Origin of the sequence: Variovorax sp. CCNWLW186, assembly GCF_037203865.1 — a bacterium.
Lineage (GTDB): Bacteria > Pseudomonadota > Gammaproteobacteria > Burkholderiales > Burkholderiaceae_C > Variovorax.
This window is the reverse complement of sequence record NZ_JBBCBO010000036.1, coordinates 1-13,959: the sequence shown is the minus strand read 5'-3', so window position 1 is coordinate 13,959 and position 13,959 is coordinate 1. Positions and strand designations below refer to the sequence as shown.

Annotated in this window: 16 protein-coding genes and 1 pseudogene; 12 read left to right on the top strand and 5 right to left on the bottom strand. The window is 64.3% G+C overall.

Annotated features, from left to right (window positions below):
• Positions 1–2: 2 nt before the first annotated feature.
• Positions 3–749, bottom strand: a complete 747-nt coding sequence (locus tag V9K97_RS26230) for an SDR family oxidoreductase (RefSeq protein WP_337321703.1) — start codon at positions 747–749, stop codon at positions 3–5.
• A 139-nt stretch (positions 750–888) separates the two neighbouring features.
• On the opposite strand from V9K97_RS26230, the gene V9K97_RS26225 reads away from it, so the two are divergent.
• Together V9K97_RS26225 and V9K97_RS26220 are read left to right on the top strand one after the other, a co-directional pair.
• Positions 889–1,488 (top strand): 2-hydroxychromene-2-carboxylate isomerase, encoded by a 600-nt coding sequence (locus V9K97_RS26225; RefSeq protein WP_126749862.1) that lies wholly within the window; start codon positions 889–891, stop codon positions 1,486–1,488.
• Positions 1,489–1,530: 42 nt separating this feature from the next.
• Positions 1,531–2,214, top strand: coding sequence for a dienelactone hydrolase family protein (locus V9K97_RS26220; protein ID WP_337321700.1), 684 nt, complete (start codon positions 1,531–1,533; stop codon positions 2,212–2,214).
• A gap of 55 nt (positions 2,215–2,269) precedes the next feature.
• Here the strand turns inward: V9K97_RS26220 and V9K97_RS26215 are convergent, their stop codons facing one another.
• Positions 2,270–3,178, bottom strand: a complete 909-nt coding sequence (locus tag V9K97_RS26215; protein ID WP_337298821.1) for a LysR family transcriptional regulator — start codon at positions 3,176–3,178, stop codon at positions 2,270–2,272.
• 224 nt (positions 3,179–3,402) lie between these two features.
• Between V9K97_RS26215 and V9K97_RS26210 the strand changes: the two genes are divergently transcribed.
• Positions 3,403–3,771 carry a DUF4148 domain-containing protein gene (locus tag V9K97_RS26210; RefSeq protein WP_126749859.1) on the top strand — a complete coding sequence of 123 codons (369 nt, stop codon included), beginning with the start codon at positions 3,403–3,405 and terminating at the stop codon, positions 3,769–3,771.
• A gap of 95 nt (positions 3,772–3,866) precedes the next feature.
• On the opposite strand, the gene V9K97_RS26205 is transcribed toward V9K97_RS26210, so the two are convergent.
• The 3 genes from V9K97_RS26205 to V9K97_RS26195 all read right to left on the bottom strand — a co-directional run bounded on the left by V9K97_RS26205 (position 3,867) and on the right by V9K97_RS26195 (position 6,439).
• The gene (locus V9K97_RS26205) at positions 3,867–5,027 is read right to left on the bottom strand and encodes a magnesium transporter CorA family protein (RefSeq protein WP_258502722.1); all 1,161 of its coding nucleotides are present in this window, start codon (positions 5,025–5,027) and stop codon (positions 3,867–3,869) included.
• Positions 5,028–5,093: 66 nt separating this feature from the next.
• Positions 5,094–6,083, bottom strand: coding sequence for a porphobilinogen synthase (gene hemB, locus V9K97_RS26200; RefSeq protein ID WP_443304278.1), 990 nt, complete (start codon positions 6,081–6,083; stop codon positions 5,094–5,096).
• Positions 6,084–6,211: 128 nt separating this feature from the next.
• On the bottom strand, positions 6,212–6,439 hold the full coding sequence (locus V9K97_RS26195; RefSeq protein ID WP_258502720.1) for a hypothetical protein: 228 nt from the start codon (positions 6,437–6,439) through the stop codon (positions 6,212–6,214).
• Positions 6,440–6,451: 12 nt separating this feature from the next.
• Here V9K97_RS26195 and V9K97_RS26190 point away from each other — a divergent pair, with 12 nt between their 5' ends.
• From V9K97_RS26190 to V9K97_RS26150, 9 genes and pseudogenes are all read left to right on the top strand, one after another.
• On the top strand, positions 6,452–6,880 hold the full coding sequence (locus V9K97_RS26190) for a CopD family protein (RefSeq protein WP_126749857.1): 429 nt from the start codon (positions 6,452–6,454) through the stop codon (positions 6,878–6,880).
• A gap of 14 nt (positions 6,881–6,894) precedes the next feature.
• Positions 6,895–8,010, top strand: a complete 1,116-nt coding sequence (locus tag V9K97_RS26185; protein ID WP_258508153.1) for a VanZ family protein — start codon at positions 6,895–6,897, stop codon at positions 8,008–8,010.
• 31 nt (positions 8,011–8,041) lie between these two features.
• Complete coding sequence (locus V9K97_RS26180) at positions 8,042–8,395, top strand: (2Fe-2S) ferredoxin domain-containing protein (protein ID WP_337321696.1); 354 nt, start codon at positions 8,042–8,044, stop codon at positions 8,393–8,395.
• A 71-nt stretch (positions 8,396–8,466) separates the two neighbouring features.
• Complete coding sequence (locus V9K97_RS26175; RefSeq protein ID WP_258502716.1) at positions 8,467–9,099, top strand: alpha/beta hydrolase; 633 nt, start codon at positions 8,467–8,469, stop codon at positions 9,097–9,099.
• A 40-nt stretch (positions 9,100–9,139) separates the two neighbouring features.
• Positions 9,140–10,309, top strand: coding sequence for a D-alanyl-D-alanine carboxypeptidase family protein (locus V9K97_RS26170; RefSeq protein ID WP_258502714.1), 1,170 nt, complete (start codon positions 9,140–9,142; stop codon positions 10,307–10,309).
• A 182-nt stretch (positions 10,310–10,491) separates the two neighbouring features.
• Positions 10,492–10,869, top strand: coding sequence for a 30S ribosomal protein S12 (gene rpsL / locus V9K97_RS26165; RefSeq protein WP_013543948.1), 378 nt, complete (start codon positions 10,492–10,494; stop codon positions 10,867–10,869).
• Between the two features lie 153 nt (positions 10,870–11,022).
• Positions 11,023–11,496: a 30S ribosomal protein S7 gene (gene rpsG, locus V9K97_RS26160; protein ID WP_013543947.1), complete on the top strand. Its 474-nt coding sequence runs from the start codon at positions 11,023–11,025 to the stop codon at positions 11,494–11,496.
• 96 nt (positions 11,497–11,592) lie between these two features.
• The gene (gene fusA / locus V9K97_RS26155; RefSeq protein ID WP_281146688.1) at positions 11,593–13,692 is read left to right on the top strand and encodes an elongation factor G; all 2,100 of its coding nucleotides are present in this window, start codon (positions 11,593–11,595) and stop codon (positions 13,690–13,692) included.
• Between the two features lie 195 nt (positions 13,693–13,887).
• Positions 13,888–13,959: pseudogene (locus tag V9K97_RS26150) on the top strand (GTP-binding protein); the annotation flags it as partial.

Sequence of the window (13,959 nt, the reverse complement as noted above, 5' to 3'; positions counted from 1 at the left end):
GCCTACCTTCCTCCCGTCACGTCGAGCAGGGCCATGGTGGTGTAGCTGGCCTCGGCGGACAGCAGCCACAGGATGGCGCCGGCAATTTCTTCGGCGCTGCCGGTGCGCTGCATCGGCACGGTGGGTGCCAGGTCGAAGGCGCGGTCGGGCATGCCGCCCGAGGCGTGGATTTCGGTATCGATCAGGCCCGGGCGCACCGCGTTCACGCGAATGCCCTCGGCGGCGACCTCCTTGGCCAGGCCGATAGTGAAGGTGTCGATGGCGCCCTTGCTGGCCGCGTAGTCGACGTACTGGTCGGGCGAACCCAGCCGCGCGGCGCCGCTGGAGATGTTGACGATGGCGCCCCCCGAACCGCCGTGCCGGGTGCTCATGCGCCTGACTGCTTCGCGCGCGCAGATGAAGCTGCCGATCACGTTGATGCGGAACATGCGCTCCAGGCGCGCCACGCTCATTTGCTCGACGCGCGCCTGCGCGTCGACCACGCCGGCGTTGTTGACCAGTGCCGCGAGGCGGCCGAGCTTGGCATCGACCTTTTCGAACATGGCCAGCACCTGGGCTTCGTCGCCCACGTCGGCCTGCACGGCGATTGCGGTGCCGCCGCCCGCACGAATGGTGCGCACCACCTCGTCGGCGGCGAGCGAGTTGCTGGCGTAGTTGACGGCCACCGCGTAGCCGCGCTGCGCCGCCAGCAGGGCCGTCGCGGCGCCGATGCCGCGGCTGCCGCCCGTGATCAAGAGCACCTGGTCCAAAACCCACCTCCTGCAGAGAAACTGCGTGTCAGTTAAAACCGTTGGCCTGGATTACATCATCGAGGCTCAGCGCATGAGCGTGAGCGCCGCGCCGCCCCAAGCAAGCTCGCACCTCAGTGCGAAGCACGGAGGTTATTGAATGCACAAGACGATCGACTACTACTTTGCGCCACAGAGCCCGTGGACCTATCTGGGGCATTCCCGGTTTGCCGCGATCGCCGCGGCCGCGGGCGCCACGGTGCGCGTGCGGCCGATCGACCTGGGCAGCGTGTTCCCGGTGTCGGGCGGGCTGCCGCTGGGCAAGCGCGCGCCGCAGCGCCAGGCGTACCGGCTGGTCGACCTCGCACGCTGTTCGCGCCACCTCGGCCTGCCGCTGAACACCAAGCCGAAGTTCTTTCCGGTGGCCAGCGACGACGCGGCCCGGGTCATCATCGCCGTCGACATGCACGACGGCACCGAGGCCGCCATGCGCATGTGTGCCGCGGTGTTCGCGGCCGTGTGGGTGCAGGAGCGCAACATCGGCGACCCGAAGGTGCTCGATTCGCTGGTCGTCGAATGCGGGCTGTCGCCCAAGCGCGCGGAGCAGTCGCAGAGCCAGGCGGTGCAGGAGCGCTACGAAGCCTATACGCAGGAGGCCATCGACATCCAGGTGTTCGGGGCGCCAAGCTACGTGATCGACGGTGAAATCTTCTGGGGGCAGGACCGCCTCGACTTCGTCGAGCGGGCGCTGCGCGCGTAACCTGGCCTTCTTTTTTCAGTTGCCATCAAGGAGCAAGACATCATGGGTCAATTCATCGATCTGAAAGCCAAGGACGGCTTCACCTTCCCCGCCTACGTGGCCGAACCCGCCGGCAAGCCGCGCGGCGCAGTGGTGGTGGTGCCGGAGATCTTCGGCGTCAACTCGCACATCCGCTCGGTGGCCGACGGTTATGCGGCGGACGGCTACCTGGCGGTGTCGCCCTCGACCTTCCATCGTGTGAAGCCCGGTGTGGAGCTCGGCTACAGCGACGAGGACATGAAGGCCGGCTTCGAACTGAAGACCGCGGTCGAGGCGCTGCCCGCGCCGGGCGTGCTGCAGGACGTCGAGGCCGCGGTGGCCTACGCCGCGAAGGCCGGCAATGTCGGTATCGTGGGCTATTGCTGGGGTGGTCTCCTGGTCTGGCGCGCCGCCAGCCTGGTTCCCGGCATTGCTGCCGCGGCGCCCTACTACGGCGGCGGCATGACCACGCCGGAAGAAACCGCGCGCCAGCCCAAGGTGCCGGTGCTGGCGCATTTCGGCAACCAGGACCACTGGATTCCGCTGGACACCATCGAGGCGTTCAAGAAGGCGCACCCCGAGGTGGAAGTGCATGTGTATGAGTCGGGCCACGGGTTCAACTGCGACCAGCGCGGCTCGTACAACGCCGAGGCCGCCAAGCTGGCGCGTGCGCGCACGCTGGAGTTCTTTGCCAAGCACGTCGGCTGAGCGAGCCCGAGCCCGCTCCGGGGCCCAAGCGAAGCCCGGCCCATGCCGGGCTTTCTTATTTTTTCTTTTGCGAGCCGGGCCCCTTGCCGACGCGGGTCTGGAGAAAGTCGAGCAGGGCGCGCAAGGCCGCGCTGTTGTGGCGCCGCTGCAAGTAAGCGGCCGAGAGCCACATGTCCTGCCGCGCATAGCCCTGCAGCACGGGCACCAGTTCGCCTTCGTCGATGTGCGACTGCACGAGGATCGACGGCAGGTAGATCACACCGAAGCCGCGCATCGCAACCCGGATCAGCGGCGCGCCCTCGGTGCAGTCCATGCGGCTTTTCACCGGCACGTCGAGCGGCTGGCCGCCGTCCTCGAAGCGCCAGACCGGCTGGGTGCCCAGCCGTGAGTGCGTGAGCGCGTCGTGCCCGGCCAACTCGCTCGGGTGTTCGGGCTTGCCGTGCTTCTTCCAGTACACGGGCGAGGCGCAGACGACCATTTCCATGAGCATCAGCTTGCGCACGATCAGGTTGTCGTCGGTGACGGGGCCGCTGCGAATGTCGACGTCGATGCCTTCCTCGGCGAGATCGACTGCGCGGTTGGTCAGCTGCAGGCTGATGCTCACATCCGGGTAGTAGCGCATGAAGTCGGCCAGGAGGCCCGGAAATTCACCGTTGCCCATGCCGTGCGGCGCCGAAATGCGCAGCCGGCCGCTGGGCTGCGTGGCGCGCTCCTGCAGTTCGGCCTGCGTGAGCTCCACCATTTCGAGCACCGGGGTGCTGCGCTCCAGCAGCAGTTGCCCGGCATCGGTGAGGCTTACGGAACGCGTGGACCGGTTGAGAAGACGCACGCCGAAACGTGTTTCGAGTTCGGCCACATACTTGCTGACGGTGGCTTTCGACATGTCGAGCTTCTTGGCCGCATGCGAAAAGCTGCCGTGCGAAGCAACCTCCCGGAAGGTTCTGATCAGATCGAGACTGTCCATGTCAAAGCGCCTATTGTTTCCGTTCCGGGAACGGCATACGTTGATTTTCCAGCGAACCTGCTGAATCGAGTGCATGCCTTCCGGTTGTCATTGTTTCAATAGAGGAAACACGGTGTCTCTGTTCCACGTGTTTTGCAGCAGCAATTCAGTTGGAAACTCGCCGCACAGGTGAGCAACCAGCGAGCCTGGTGGACGAACCATCCAACGAACACAAGGAACTGAAAATGAAGACCTCGCACATCCTCGCCGCAGCAGCCATCGCCGTGCTGGCCGCCACTGGCGCCCAAGCCGAATCGTACGAAGGCGTGAACACCGCCGTCTCGACCAAGAGCCGTGACGAAGTGAACGCCGAAGCCGTGCGCACCGCATCGGCTCCGAACCAGAACGTGACCCGCGGCTCGCGCGGCCCGGAAACCGTTGCCGTGTCGAAGGACCGCGCACTCGTCGAAGCCGAAGCGATTCGCACCGCCTACGCTCCCGACCAGAACGTGACCGGCGGCTCGCGCGTCAACAGCAAGGTCATCTCGACGATGCCCCACCCCATGGACGCACGCGTTCAAGCCCAGCAAGGCTCGGGCGCCGTCGCCAAGTAAGCCAGGCGAATTTGCGGCCCTTGCGGCCAGCAATTGAAAAGGCCACGCAACTGCGTGGCCTTTTTGCTTTGGAGAACGGGTATCGCGCGCGGCGCTCAACGCGTGCGCGCAAGGTAGCGCTTGCGCCAGAACACCACGACCAGCACCAGCGCGATGACCAGCATCGCGCCCATCGCAATCCAGAACCCGTCCGCCTTGTGCACCAGCGGAATGAATTCGAAGTTCATGCCGAAGATGCCGGCGATGAGATTGAGTGGCAGGAAAATGGCGGTCAGCGCGGTGAGCACCCGCATGATGTCGTTGGCGCGGTGCCCCTGAACGCTGAAATGCATCTGCACCGCGGTTTCGGCGTTCTGCTCCAGGCGGTGGACGTGGTGCACCACGCGTTCGATGTGCTCGAGCACGTCGCGGCTGCGCACCATGATCAGTTCCCGCTCGCGCTGCTCCGCCTCGTTCTTCGGCGACGGCAGCGTCTCCAGCGAATCGATCCAGTCCTGTATGGCGGCGCGCTGGTCCTCGCAGATTTCGTCCAGGTGGTGCAGCGACTGCCGAGCTTCCATCAGCGCGCCCCAGTTGGTGAAGCGGCTGCGCGGATCGATCAGCTCGGTTTGCCAATGGTCGAGCTGGCGCGTGAGCTCGCGGCGCATGTCCAGGTAGCCGTCGACGATCTGGTTGATGACGCGCAGCATCAGGTCGGCGGTGCCGGTGGGTACGCGGGCCGAAGTGGCGCGCACGTCGAGCGCCGGGGCGCCTTTGTCGTCCGGCGACCCCGCGGCCAGCAGGCGGGCGGCAAAAGCGTCGCGCACCGCGCCGTCCTCCGGGTGCACCGACAGCAGCACGCGGTCGAAGAGCGCAAACCCCACCGGCCGGGTGTCGACCCGGCGCAGCACCGGCGGGCCGCGGCGCGACGGCGTGGGAAGGGGCGGCTCGCCGCCCGAGGTGCCCTTGCCGTTGCCCAGCGCCGCCTGGCCCGGGCCGGCCGAAAGGCGCCGAAACACCAGCACGTCGTACTTCGAGGTGTAGTCGTAATGCGAAGGCAACTGGTCGTTGAGCAAGTCGGCCACGTGCAGGTCGACCAGTTGGGTGAGGCAGAGCGACTGCAGGATCTGCTGGACTTCCGCCAGCGACGCGCGAAACTCGTCCCGCGTGAGAGAAATCCAGAGATAGCCCTGTGCAGCGCAGGCGCCCGGCACCGTGAGCGGTGCCAGCGCCGGATGCTCGCTCACTTGGGAGCGGTTGATTTCGAAGATGCGCATGGGCCCGCCCTATTGCTCTCTTTTGGGAATACCGATCGGCCCGCGCTGCGGGCGCAAGGGTGCGAGCTATTGTTTTTGTAGCAAGCGCGCGGCGTCAAGTGCAAAGTAGGTGAGCACGCCATCGGCGCCCGCGCGCTTGAAGGCGAGCAGGCTTTCGAGCACGACCGCGTCGTGGTCGAGCCAGCCGTTCTGTGCGGCGGCCTTGAGCATCGCGTATTCGCCGCTCACCTGGTAGGCGAAGGTGGGCACATGAAACTCGTCTTTCACGCGGCGCACGATGTCCAGGTACGGCATGCCGGGTTTGACCATCACCATGTCGGCGCCTTCGGCAATGTCGAGCGCCACTTCGCGCAGCGCCTCGTCGCTGTTGCCCGGGTCCATCTGGTAGACCTTCTTGTTGCTCTTGCCGAGCGTGGCGGCCGAGCCCACGGCATCGCGAAACGGGCCGTAGAAGGCGCTGGCGTACTTGGCGCTGTAGGCCATGATGCGGGTGTGAACGTCGCCGCGGGCCTCCAGGGCGGTACGGATGGCGCCGATGCGCCCGTCCATCATGTCGCTGGGCGCCACGATGTCGACGCCCGCCTGTGACTGTGTGAGCGCCTGCTTCGTCAAAACTTCAACAGTGGCGTCATTGATGATGTAGCCGGTGTCGTCGAGCAGGCCGTCCTGCCCGTGGCTGGTGTAGGGGTCTAGCGCCACGTCGGTCATCACGCCAAGCTCCGGAAAGCGCGCCTTGAGCGCGGCGACCACGCGCGGAATGAGCCCGTCGGGGTTGAACGCCTCGTCGCCGCCGGGCGTCTTGAGGCCCGCATCGATCACCGGAAAAAGCGCCATCACCGGAATGCCGGCTGCCACGCACTGCTCCGCCACGGGCAACAGCAGATCAAGGCTCAGGCGCTCCACGCCCGGCATCGAAGACACGGCGTCGCGCTTTTTTTCACCTTCCTGCACGAACACCGGGTAGATGAGGTCGTGCGCCGTCAGCGCGTGCTCCCTGACCAGGTTGCGGGTGAAAGTATCGCGGCGCAAGCGGCGGGGCCGGCCGGCCGGGTACATGGCAAAGGAGGGGGAGGGGCGCGTCATAAGCCGAAAATTGTGCCTGAACCGTCAAACGGCGGCAGGGGGCGGCGTTGGCAGTTGTCCGATAACACGACAAATTGGTAACTCAAAGGTTCTCTTTTTTTCTATAAAAATGTCAAAGAAAGTGGCTGAGTCGCTTGAAACCTTGTTTCGTCTTTGTTAAATTCTGAAGCGGGCGGCTTGCCGCTCCCCGCTTTTCCTCCCTGAGCGGGTGCCTTGATGTGTGACAGCAAAAGGGCTTCCCAGCCCGGCGTGAAGACGTCGGGCTTTTTTTTGCCTGTCGTTGGCATCGGCTCGGCAGGCAAAGGGCGGTGCATGGCGCGGTCGGCCACTAAACTGCCTCCATGCTCTGGGTCAAATCTCTTCACATCGTCTTTATTGCCAGCTGGTTCGCGGGGCTGTTCTACCTCCCGCGGATCTTCGTCAACCTGGCGATGGTGCCGCCAGAGTCCGTTGCAGAGCGTGAGCGCCTGCTGCTGATGGCGCGCAAGCTGTTGCGCTTCACCACTTTCCTGGCCGTGCCGGCGCTGGGCTTCGGCTTGTGGCTTTGGCTGGGCTATGGCATCGGGCGAGGCCCCGGCAATGGCTGGATGCATGCCAAGCTGGCGCTGGTGCTGGTAGCCATCGGCTATCACCATGGCTGCGCGGTGCTGCTGCGGCGTTTCATCGCGGGCGGCAACCGGCGCAATGACCGCTGGTATCGCTGGTTCAATGAACTGCCCGTCCTGCTGCTGCTCGGCATCGTGGTGCTGGTGGTCGTCAAGCCGTTCTGAGCCCGGTGTCCACGGTGGAGAAGCAGCACAAGTCCGCCGCGCTGCCTCTAGCGCTCGCCTATGCGGCGCTGATCGTCTATGCCAGCCTGTATCCGTTTGCCGACTGGCGCGACCAGGGCATCGCGCCCTGGGCGTACCTTTCGGCGTCGTGGCCCAAGTACTGGACGGGGTTCGATTTCGCGGTCAATGTCGCCGGCTACGTCCCGTTCGGCTTCCTGTGTGCGCTGGCCGTGCTGCGTACGCGGCAGGACGCCAGCGGCTGGCGCGCCATGCTGCGCGCCACCGCGGCCGGCGCGGCGCTGGCCTTTGCCATGGAGACGCTGCAAAGCTATCTCCCGGCGCGGATTCCTTCCAATGTGGATCTGGGCCTGAACACCTCCGGCGCTCTTCTGGGCGCTATGCTGGCCGCGGGGCTCGAGCGCCTGGGTGCTGTGGCGCACTGGAGCCGTACGCGCTCGCAGTGGTTCGTCGACGATGCGCGCGGCGCACTGGTACTGCTGGCGCTGTGGCCGTTTGCGCTGCTGTTTCCGGCGGCGGTGACCTTCGGATTGGGTCAGGTGTTCGAGCGGCTGGAGGTCGCAATCTCCGAGTGGCTGCTCGACACGCCTTTCATCGACTGGATGCCGCTGCGCCAATTCGAACTCGAGCCGCTGGTGCCAGCGGCCGAACTGCTGTGCGTGATGCTCGGCGCACTGGTGCCATGCCTGCTGGCTTTCCTGGTAACGCGTACCGTCGCACGGCGCGCCGTGCTGCTGCCGCTCACGCTGCTGGCGGGCATTGGCGCTTCGGCGCTTTCGGCGGCGCTGAGCTATGGGCCCGAGCACGCCTGGGCCTGGCTGGGCCTGCCAGTGCAGGTGGGCATCGCAACGGCTCTTGTCGCAGGCGTGCTGTTGCTGGGCGCGCCGCGCCGGCTGTGCGCGGCCTTGCTGCTGGTGGGGCTCGTCATTCAGTTGAGCTTGCTGAACCAGGCGCCTGAGAGCGCGTATTTCGCGCAGACGCTGGCCACCTGGGAGCAGGGGCGCTTCATCCGCTTTCACGGCCTGGCGCAGTGGCTGGGTTGGCTCTGGCCTTTTGCGGTGCTTGCCTATGTGGTGGCCGCGCTGTCGCGGCGAAGCAAGGCGGCAACCTGAAGCCGCCGGCGGGCGTCACTAAAATCTACCGATGCCCAGTCCCACATCCGCCGCGCCGCGCGGCTACTACGGCCGCCACATCTTCTTTTGCCTGAACGAGCGCAAGAACGGGGAAGACAGCTGCGCCCTGCACAACGCCCAGCAGGGCTTCGACCGCTGCAAGGCCAAGGTCAAGGAAGCGGGGCTGGCCGGGCCGGGCAAGGTGCGGGTCAACAAGGCGGGTTGCCTTGACCGTTGCGCCGGCGGGCCGGTGGCGGTGGTGTACCCGGAAGCGGTCTGGTACACCTTTGTCGATACCGATGACATCGACGAAATCGTCGAATCGCATCTGAAGAATGGCGAAGTCGTCGAGCGGCTCTTGCTGCCTCCCGATGTGGGTCGCTGAACTTTTTCGGAAATTCCGCGCTCTACCGTGCGCCAAGCGCGCCGCAGCCGCGCAGTCCTGAACCTTGCACCATGAACTCCCAGACCGAAAAGATCCGTCTCCAAGGCGCCGCCGGCGTCATCGAGGTCCAGCGCGATCTGCCGGCCGACGCTCCGCGCGGCATTGCGGTCATCGCTCATCCCCATCCGCTGTTCGGCGGCACCATGGACAACAAGGTGGTGCAGACGCTGGCGCGTGCTTTCGTCGCCTGCGGCTGGACGGCGGTGCGCTTCAACTTCCGAGGCGTGGGCGCGAGCGAAGGCGCACACGACGAGGGGCGCGGCGAGTGCGAGGACATGCTGGATGTGGTGAGCCAGTTGGCCGCCGAGGGGCCGTTGGCGATTGCCGGGTTTTCGTTCGGCGCTTTCGTTGCAAGCTGCGCGGCCGAAAAGCTCTGGGCTTCGCGCGACGTGCGGCAACTCGTTTTGGTGGGAACGGCAGCTTCCCGGTTCTCGGTGGCCACGCTGCCGGCCGAGGCGCACGAGCGCACATTGGTGGTTCACGGCGAGGCCGATGACACGGTGCCGCTCGCGGCTGTCATGGACTGGGCACGGCCGCAGTCACTTCCTGTCACGGTTGTCCCCGGGGGCGGCCATTTCTTTCACGGACAATTGCCGCTGCTCAAAAGCTTGGTCGTCCGCCATCTGCGCGCGGGCGCCGCATGAAAGCCCTGCGGGCTTGTTTTCGTTTTCTCCAATTTTTCCCATGAATCGTTTTCTTGACGCATTTCGCGCGCTGGTGCTCGCCGCCGCCGCATCGGTTTGCACGATTGCCGCCGCCCAAGTGCCGGCGCCGCCCGAAATTGCCGCGCGCAGCTACCTGCTGCTCGACGTCACAGCCAACCAGATCCTGGCGCAGAAAGACATCGACAGCCCCGTCGAGCCCGCCTCGCTCACCAAGCTGATGTCGGCGTACATCGTGTTCGACGCGCTGCGCGCCAAGAAGATCACGCTGAACCAGACTTTTCCGGTCAGCCAGCGTGCCTGGAAGATGCCCGGCTCGCGCATGTTCATCGATCCCAAGATGCAGGTGCCGGTCGAAGACCTGATCAAGGGGTTGATCGTGCAGTCGGGCAACGATGCCACCGTGGCGCTGGCCGAAGGCGTGGGCGGCACCGTCGAGCACTTCGTCGAGCTCATGAACGCCCAGGCCAAGGCGCTGGGCATGAAGAACACCACCTACAAGAACCCCGAAGGCCTGACCGCGCCCGGCCACACCACCACGGCCCGCGACCTGAGCATCCTCGCGACCCGCCTGGTGCGCGACTTCCCTGAAGAAGCCAAGTACTACGCCATCAAGAAGTACCGCTATCCGGGCACGCCCTCCACCAACGACACCAACCGCAACCTGTTGCTGTTTCGCGACCCGACGGTGGACGGCCTCAAGACCGGCCATACCGACGCAGCCGGCTACTGCATGATTGCCACCGCCAAGCGCGATTTCCCCAACCTGACCGGCGGCCGCCGCCTGCTGTCGATCGTGCTGGGCACCTCGGGCGAGACCGTGCGCGCCAACGAGTCCCAAAAGCTGCTGAACTGGGGCTACACGGCGTACGACGCCGTTCGCCTGTTCGACGCCGGCCAGCCGGCCGCCACGCCGGCGGTCTGGAAGGGCAAGGCCAACACCCTCAAGCTTGGCCGCCCCGAAGCCATCGTGGTTGCGGTACCGGCCGGTACCGCCAGCAAGATCAAGACCCAGGTGGCGCGCCCCGAACCGCTGGTGGCGCCGTTCACCAAGTTCCAGCCCGTGGGGTCGCTTAAGGTGACCCTGGACGACCAGCCCCTGGCCGACGTTCCGCTGGTGGCGCTGGAAGGCGTCGAGCAGGCGGGCGTCTTCGGCCGCGCCTGGGACGCCGTGCGGCTCTGGATCAAGTGATTTTGCGCGTCTCCGCGCTCTTCATTTGCCGCTAGCGGAGGCGACTGCTATACTCGTGGGCTTTTCGGAATTTTCCGAAGGGTTTCACGTTTTCGTTATTCCCGGCTTCCTTGCCTTGCGTCACGTCAAGGACAAGGGCGGTTCATAGCCAAAAGCCGGGTTGTTTTGGGACTAATTCATTCATGCCAACCATCAATCAACTGGTGCGTCAGGGTCGAACGGTCGAAAAGATCAATTCGAAGAGCCCTGCCATGCAGAACTCGCCGCAACGCCGCGGTGTCTGCACCCGCGTCTACACCACGACGCCAAAGAAGCCCAACTCGGCGCTTCGTAAAGTTGCCAAGGTCCGTCTGACCAATGGCTTCGAAGTCATTTCCTACATCGGCGGCGAAGGCCACAACCTGCAGGAACACAGCGTCGTGCTGGTTCGCGGCGGTCGTGTCAAGGACTTGCCCGGTGTTCGCTACCACATCGTGCGCGGTTCGCTCGACTTGCAAGGCGTGAAAGACCGCAAGCAGTCGCGCTCCAAGTACGGCGCGAAGCGTCCCAAGAAGGCTTAAGCCTTCCTGTCGTAAGAAACAAACAAACGGTGTTCGGTTGCCTTGGCGGGCACATCGAACGAAGTGACCCACTGTCGGGTCGAGTAAGTGAGAGTCCGGAATGGCTCTCGCGGTGCCGGAAACGGTGCCAACTGAAGCAAAGAGGTTAGTAACATGCCACGTCGTCGCGAAGTCCCCAAACGTGAAATCCTGCCGGATCCCAAGTACGGCAATGTCGAGCTGTCGAAATTCATGAACGTGATCATGGAAGGCGGCAAGAAGGCGATCGCCGAGCGCATCATTTATGGCGCGCTCGACTTCATCGAAAAGAAGAACCCCGACAAGGACCCGCTCGAAGCTTTCACCGTTGCCATCAACAACGTGAAGCCGATGGTCGAAGTCAAGTCGCGCCGCGTGGGCGGTGCCAACTACCAGGTGCCGGTCGAAGTGCGTCCGGTGCGCCGTCTGGCGCTCTCGATGCGCTGGATCAAGGAAGCTGCTCGCAAGCGCGGCGAAAAGTCGATGGCCCTGCGTTTGGCCAACGAACTGATGGAAGCCACGGAAGGCCGTGGCGGCGCCATGAAGAAGCGCGACGAAGTGCACCGCATGGCAGAAGCCAACCGCGCTTTCAGCCACTTCCGCTTCTAAAAATCAAACTTCGCTTGGGCGTTGGGTATTGAGTGTCGGGCGATGTCGCCCGTGCTCAAGGCCCAGCGCTCAACGCATTTAACCCGAAAGTAAATCATGTCCCGCAAGACCCCCATCGAGCGCTACCGCAACATCGGCATCTCCGCGCACATCGACGCCGGCAAGACCACGACGACCGAGCGCATCCTGTTCTACACCGGTGTGAACCACAAGATCGGTGAAGTGCACGATGGCGCCGCCACGATGGACTGGATGGAGCAAGAGCAAGAGCGTGGCATCACGATCACCTCGGCTGCCACCACCTGCTTCTGGAAGGGCATGGCCGGCAAGTTCGACGAACACCGCATCAACATCATCGATACCCCCGGCCACGTGGACTTCACCATTGAAGTCGAGCGCTCGATGCGCGTGCTGGACGGTGCCGTGATGGTGTATGACGCCGTCGGCGGCGTGCAGCCCCAGTCGGAAACCGTCTGGCGCCAGGCCAACAAGTACAAGGTTCCGCGCCTCGCGTTCGTCAACAAGATGGACCGCACCGGTGCCGACTTCCTGCGCGTGCGCCAGATGATGGTCGACCGCCTGAAGGCCAACCCCGTCGTGATCCAGATCCCGATCGGTGCCGAAGAGCACTTCCAGGGCATCGTCGACCTCGTGAAGATGAAGGCCATCATCTGGGACGAAGACAAGGGCGTGACCTTCACCTACGGTGAAATCCCCGCGAACCTGACCGACGTCTGCAACGAATACCGCGAAAAGCTCGTCGAAGCCGCTGCTGAAGCCAGCGAAGAGCTGATGAACAAGTACCTCGAAGGCAACGAGCTGACCGAGGAAGAAATCAAGAAGGCCCTGCGCCAGCGCACCATCGCCGGCGAAATCCAGCCGATGCTGTGCGGCTCTGCCTTCAAGAACAAGGGCGTGCAGGCCATGCTCGACGCCGTCGTCGAATACATGCCGTCGCCGCTGGACATCCCCCCGGTTGCAGGCCTGGACGAAGACGAAGCGCCCGTGACCCGCAAGGCTGACGACAACGAGAAGTTCTCGGCGCTCGCATTCAAGCTGATGACCGACCCGTTCGTGGGCCAGTTGACCTTCGTGCGCGTCTATTCGGGCGTGCTGACCAAGGGCGACAGCGTCTACAACCCGGTGCGCGGCAAGAAAGAGCGTATTGGCCGTATCGTGCAGATGCACGCGAACAACCGCGAAGAAGTCAACGAAATCCGCGCCGGCGACATCGCCGCGTGCGTGGGCCTGAAGGAAGTCACCACGGGCGAAACCCTGTGCGACCCGGCAGCCATCGTGACGCTCGAGCGAATGGTGTTCCCTGAGTCGGTGATCTCGCAGGCCGTCGAGCCCAAGACCAAGGCCGACCAGGAAAAGATGGGCATCGCCCTGCAGCGTCTCGCTCAGGAAGACCCGTCGTTCCGCGTCAAGACCGACGAAGAGTCGGGCCAGACCATCATTGCCGGCATGGGCGAGCTCCACCTCGAAATCATCGTGGACCGCATGAAGCGCGAGTTCGGCGTGGAAGCCAACGTGGGCAAGCCGCAAGTGGCCTACCGCGAAACCATCCGCAAGACCGTCGAAGAAGCCGAAGGCAAGTTCGTTCGCCAGTCGGGCGGCAAGGGCCAGTACGGCCACGTCGTGCTCAAGCTCGAGCCGCAGGAAGCCGGCAAGGGCTTCGAATTCGTCGACGCCATCAAGGGCGGTGTGGTTCCTCGCGAATACATTCCCGCGGTGGAAAAGGGCGTTGTGGAAGCGCTGACGCAAGGCGTGCTGGCGGGCTACCCCGTCGTGGACGTCAAGGTCACGCTGCACTTCGGTTCGTACCACGACGTGGACTCGAACGAAATGGCGTTCAAGATGGCCGCGATCTTCGGTTTCAAGGAAGGCGCCCGCAAGGCCAACCCGGTCATCCTCGAGCCGATGATGGCCGTGGAAGTCGAAACGCCTGAAGACTACGCCGGCAACGTGATGGGCGACCTGTCCTCACGCCGCGGCATGGTGCAGGGCATGGACGACATGGTTGGTGGCGGCAAGGCCATCAAGGCCGAAGTGCCGCTGTCGGAAATGTTCGGCTACTCGACCACGCTGCGCTCGATGTCGCAAGGCCGCGCCACGTACACGATGGAGTTCAAGCACTACGCTGAAGCTCCGCGCAACGTTGCCGAAGCCATCGTGGCTGCTCGCGCCAAGTAATGTCTTTGCGGGACAGGCCAGGATTTGCACAGCAAATTTGCTCTGTCCCCAACTGATTAAAAGAATGTGGGGTTGCGCAGTGCGCGGCTCTCGTTGTCTGCGATCCGGTGCCGCCGCGTTCCCGTGCGAGGCGAACCAGCAATCGGGTGCAGACATAAAACCAATGCACGGGAATGCTCTTTCAAGGATTGAAAAATGGCAAAAGGTAAATTCACCCGCACCAAGCCGCACGTGAACGTGGGCACGATCGGTCACGTTGACCACGGC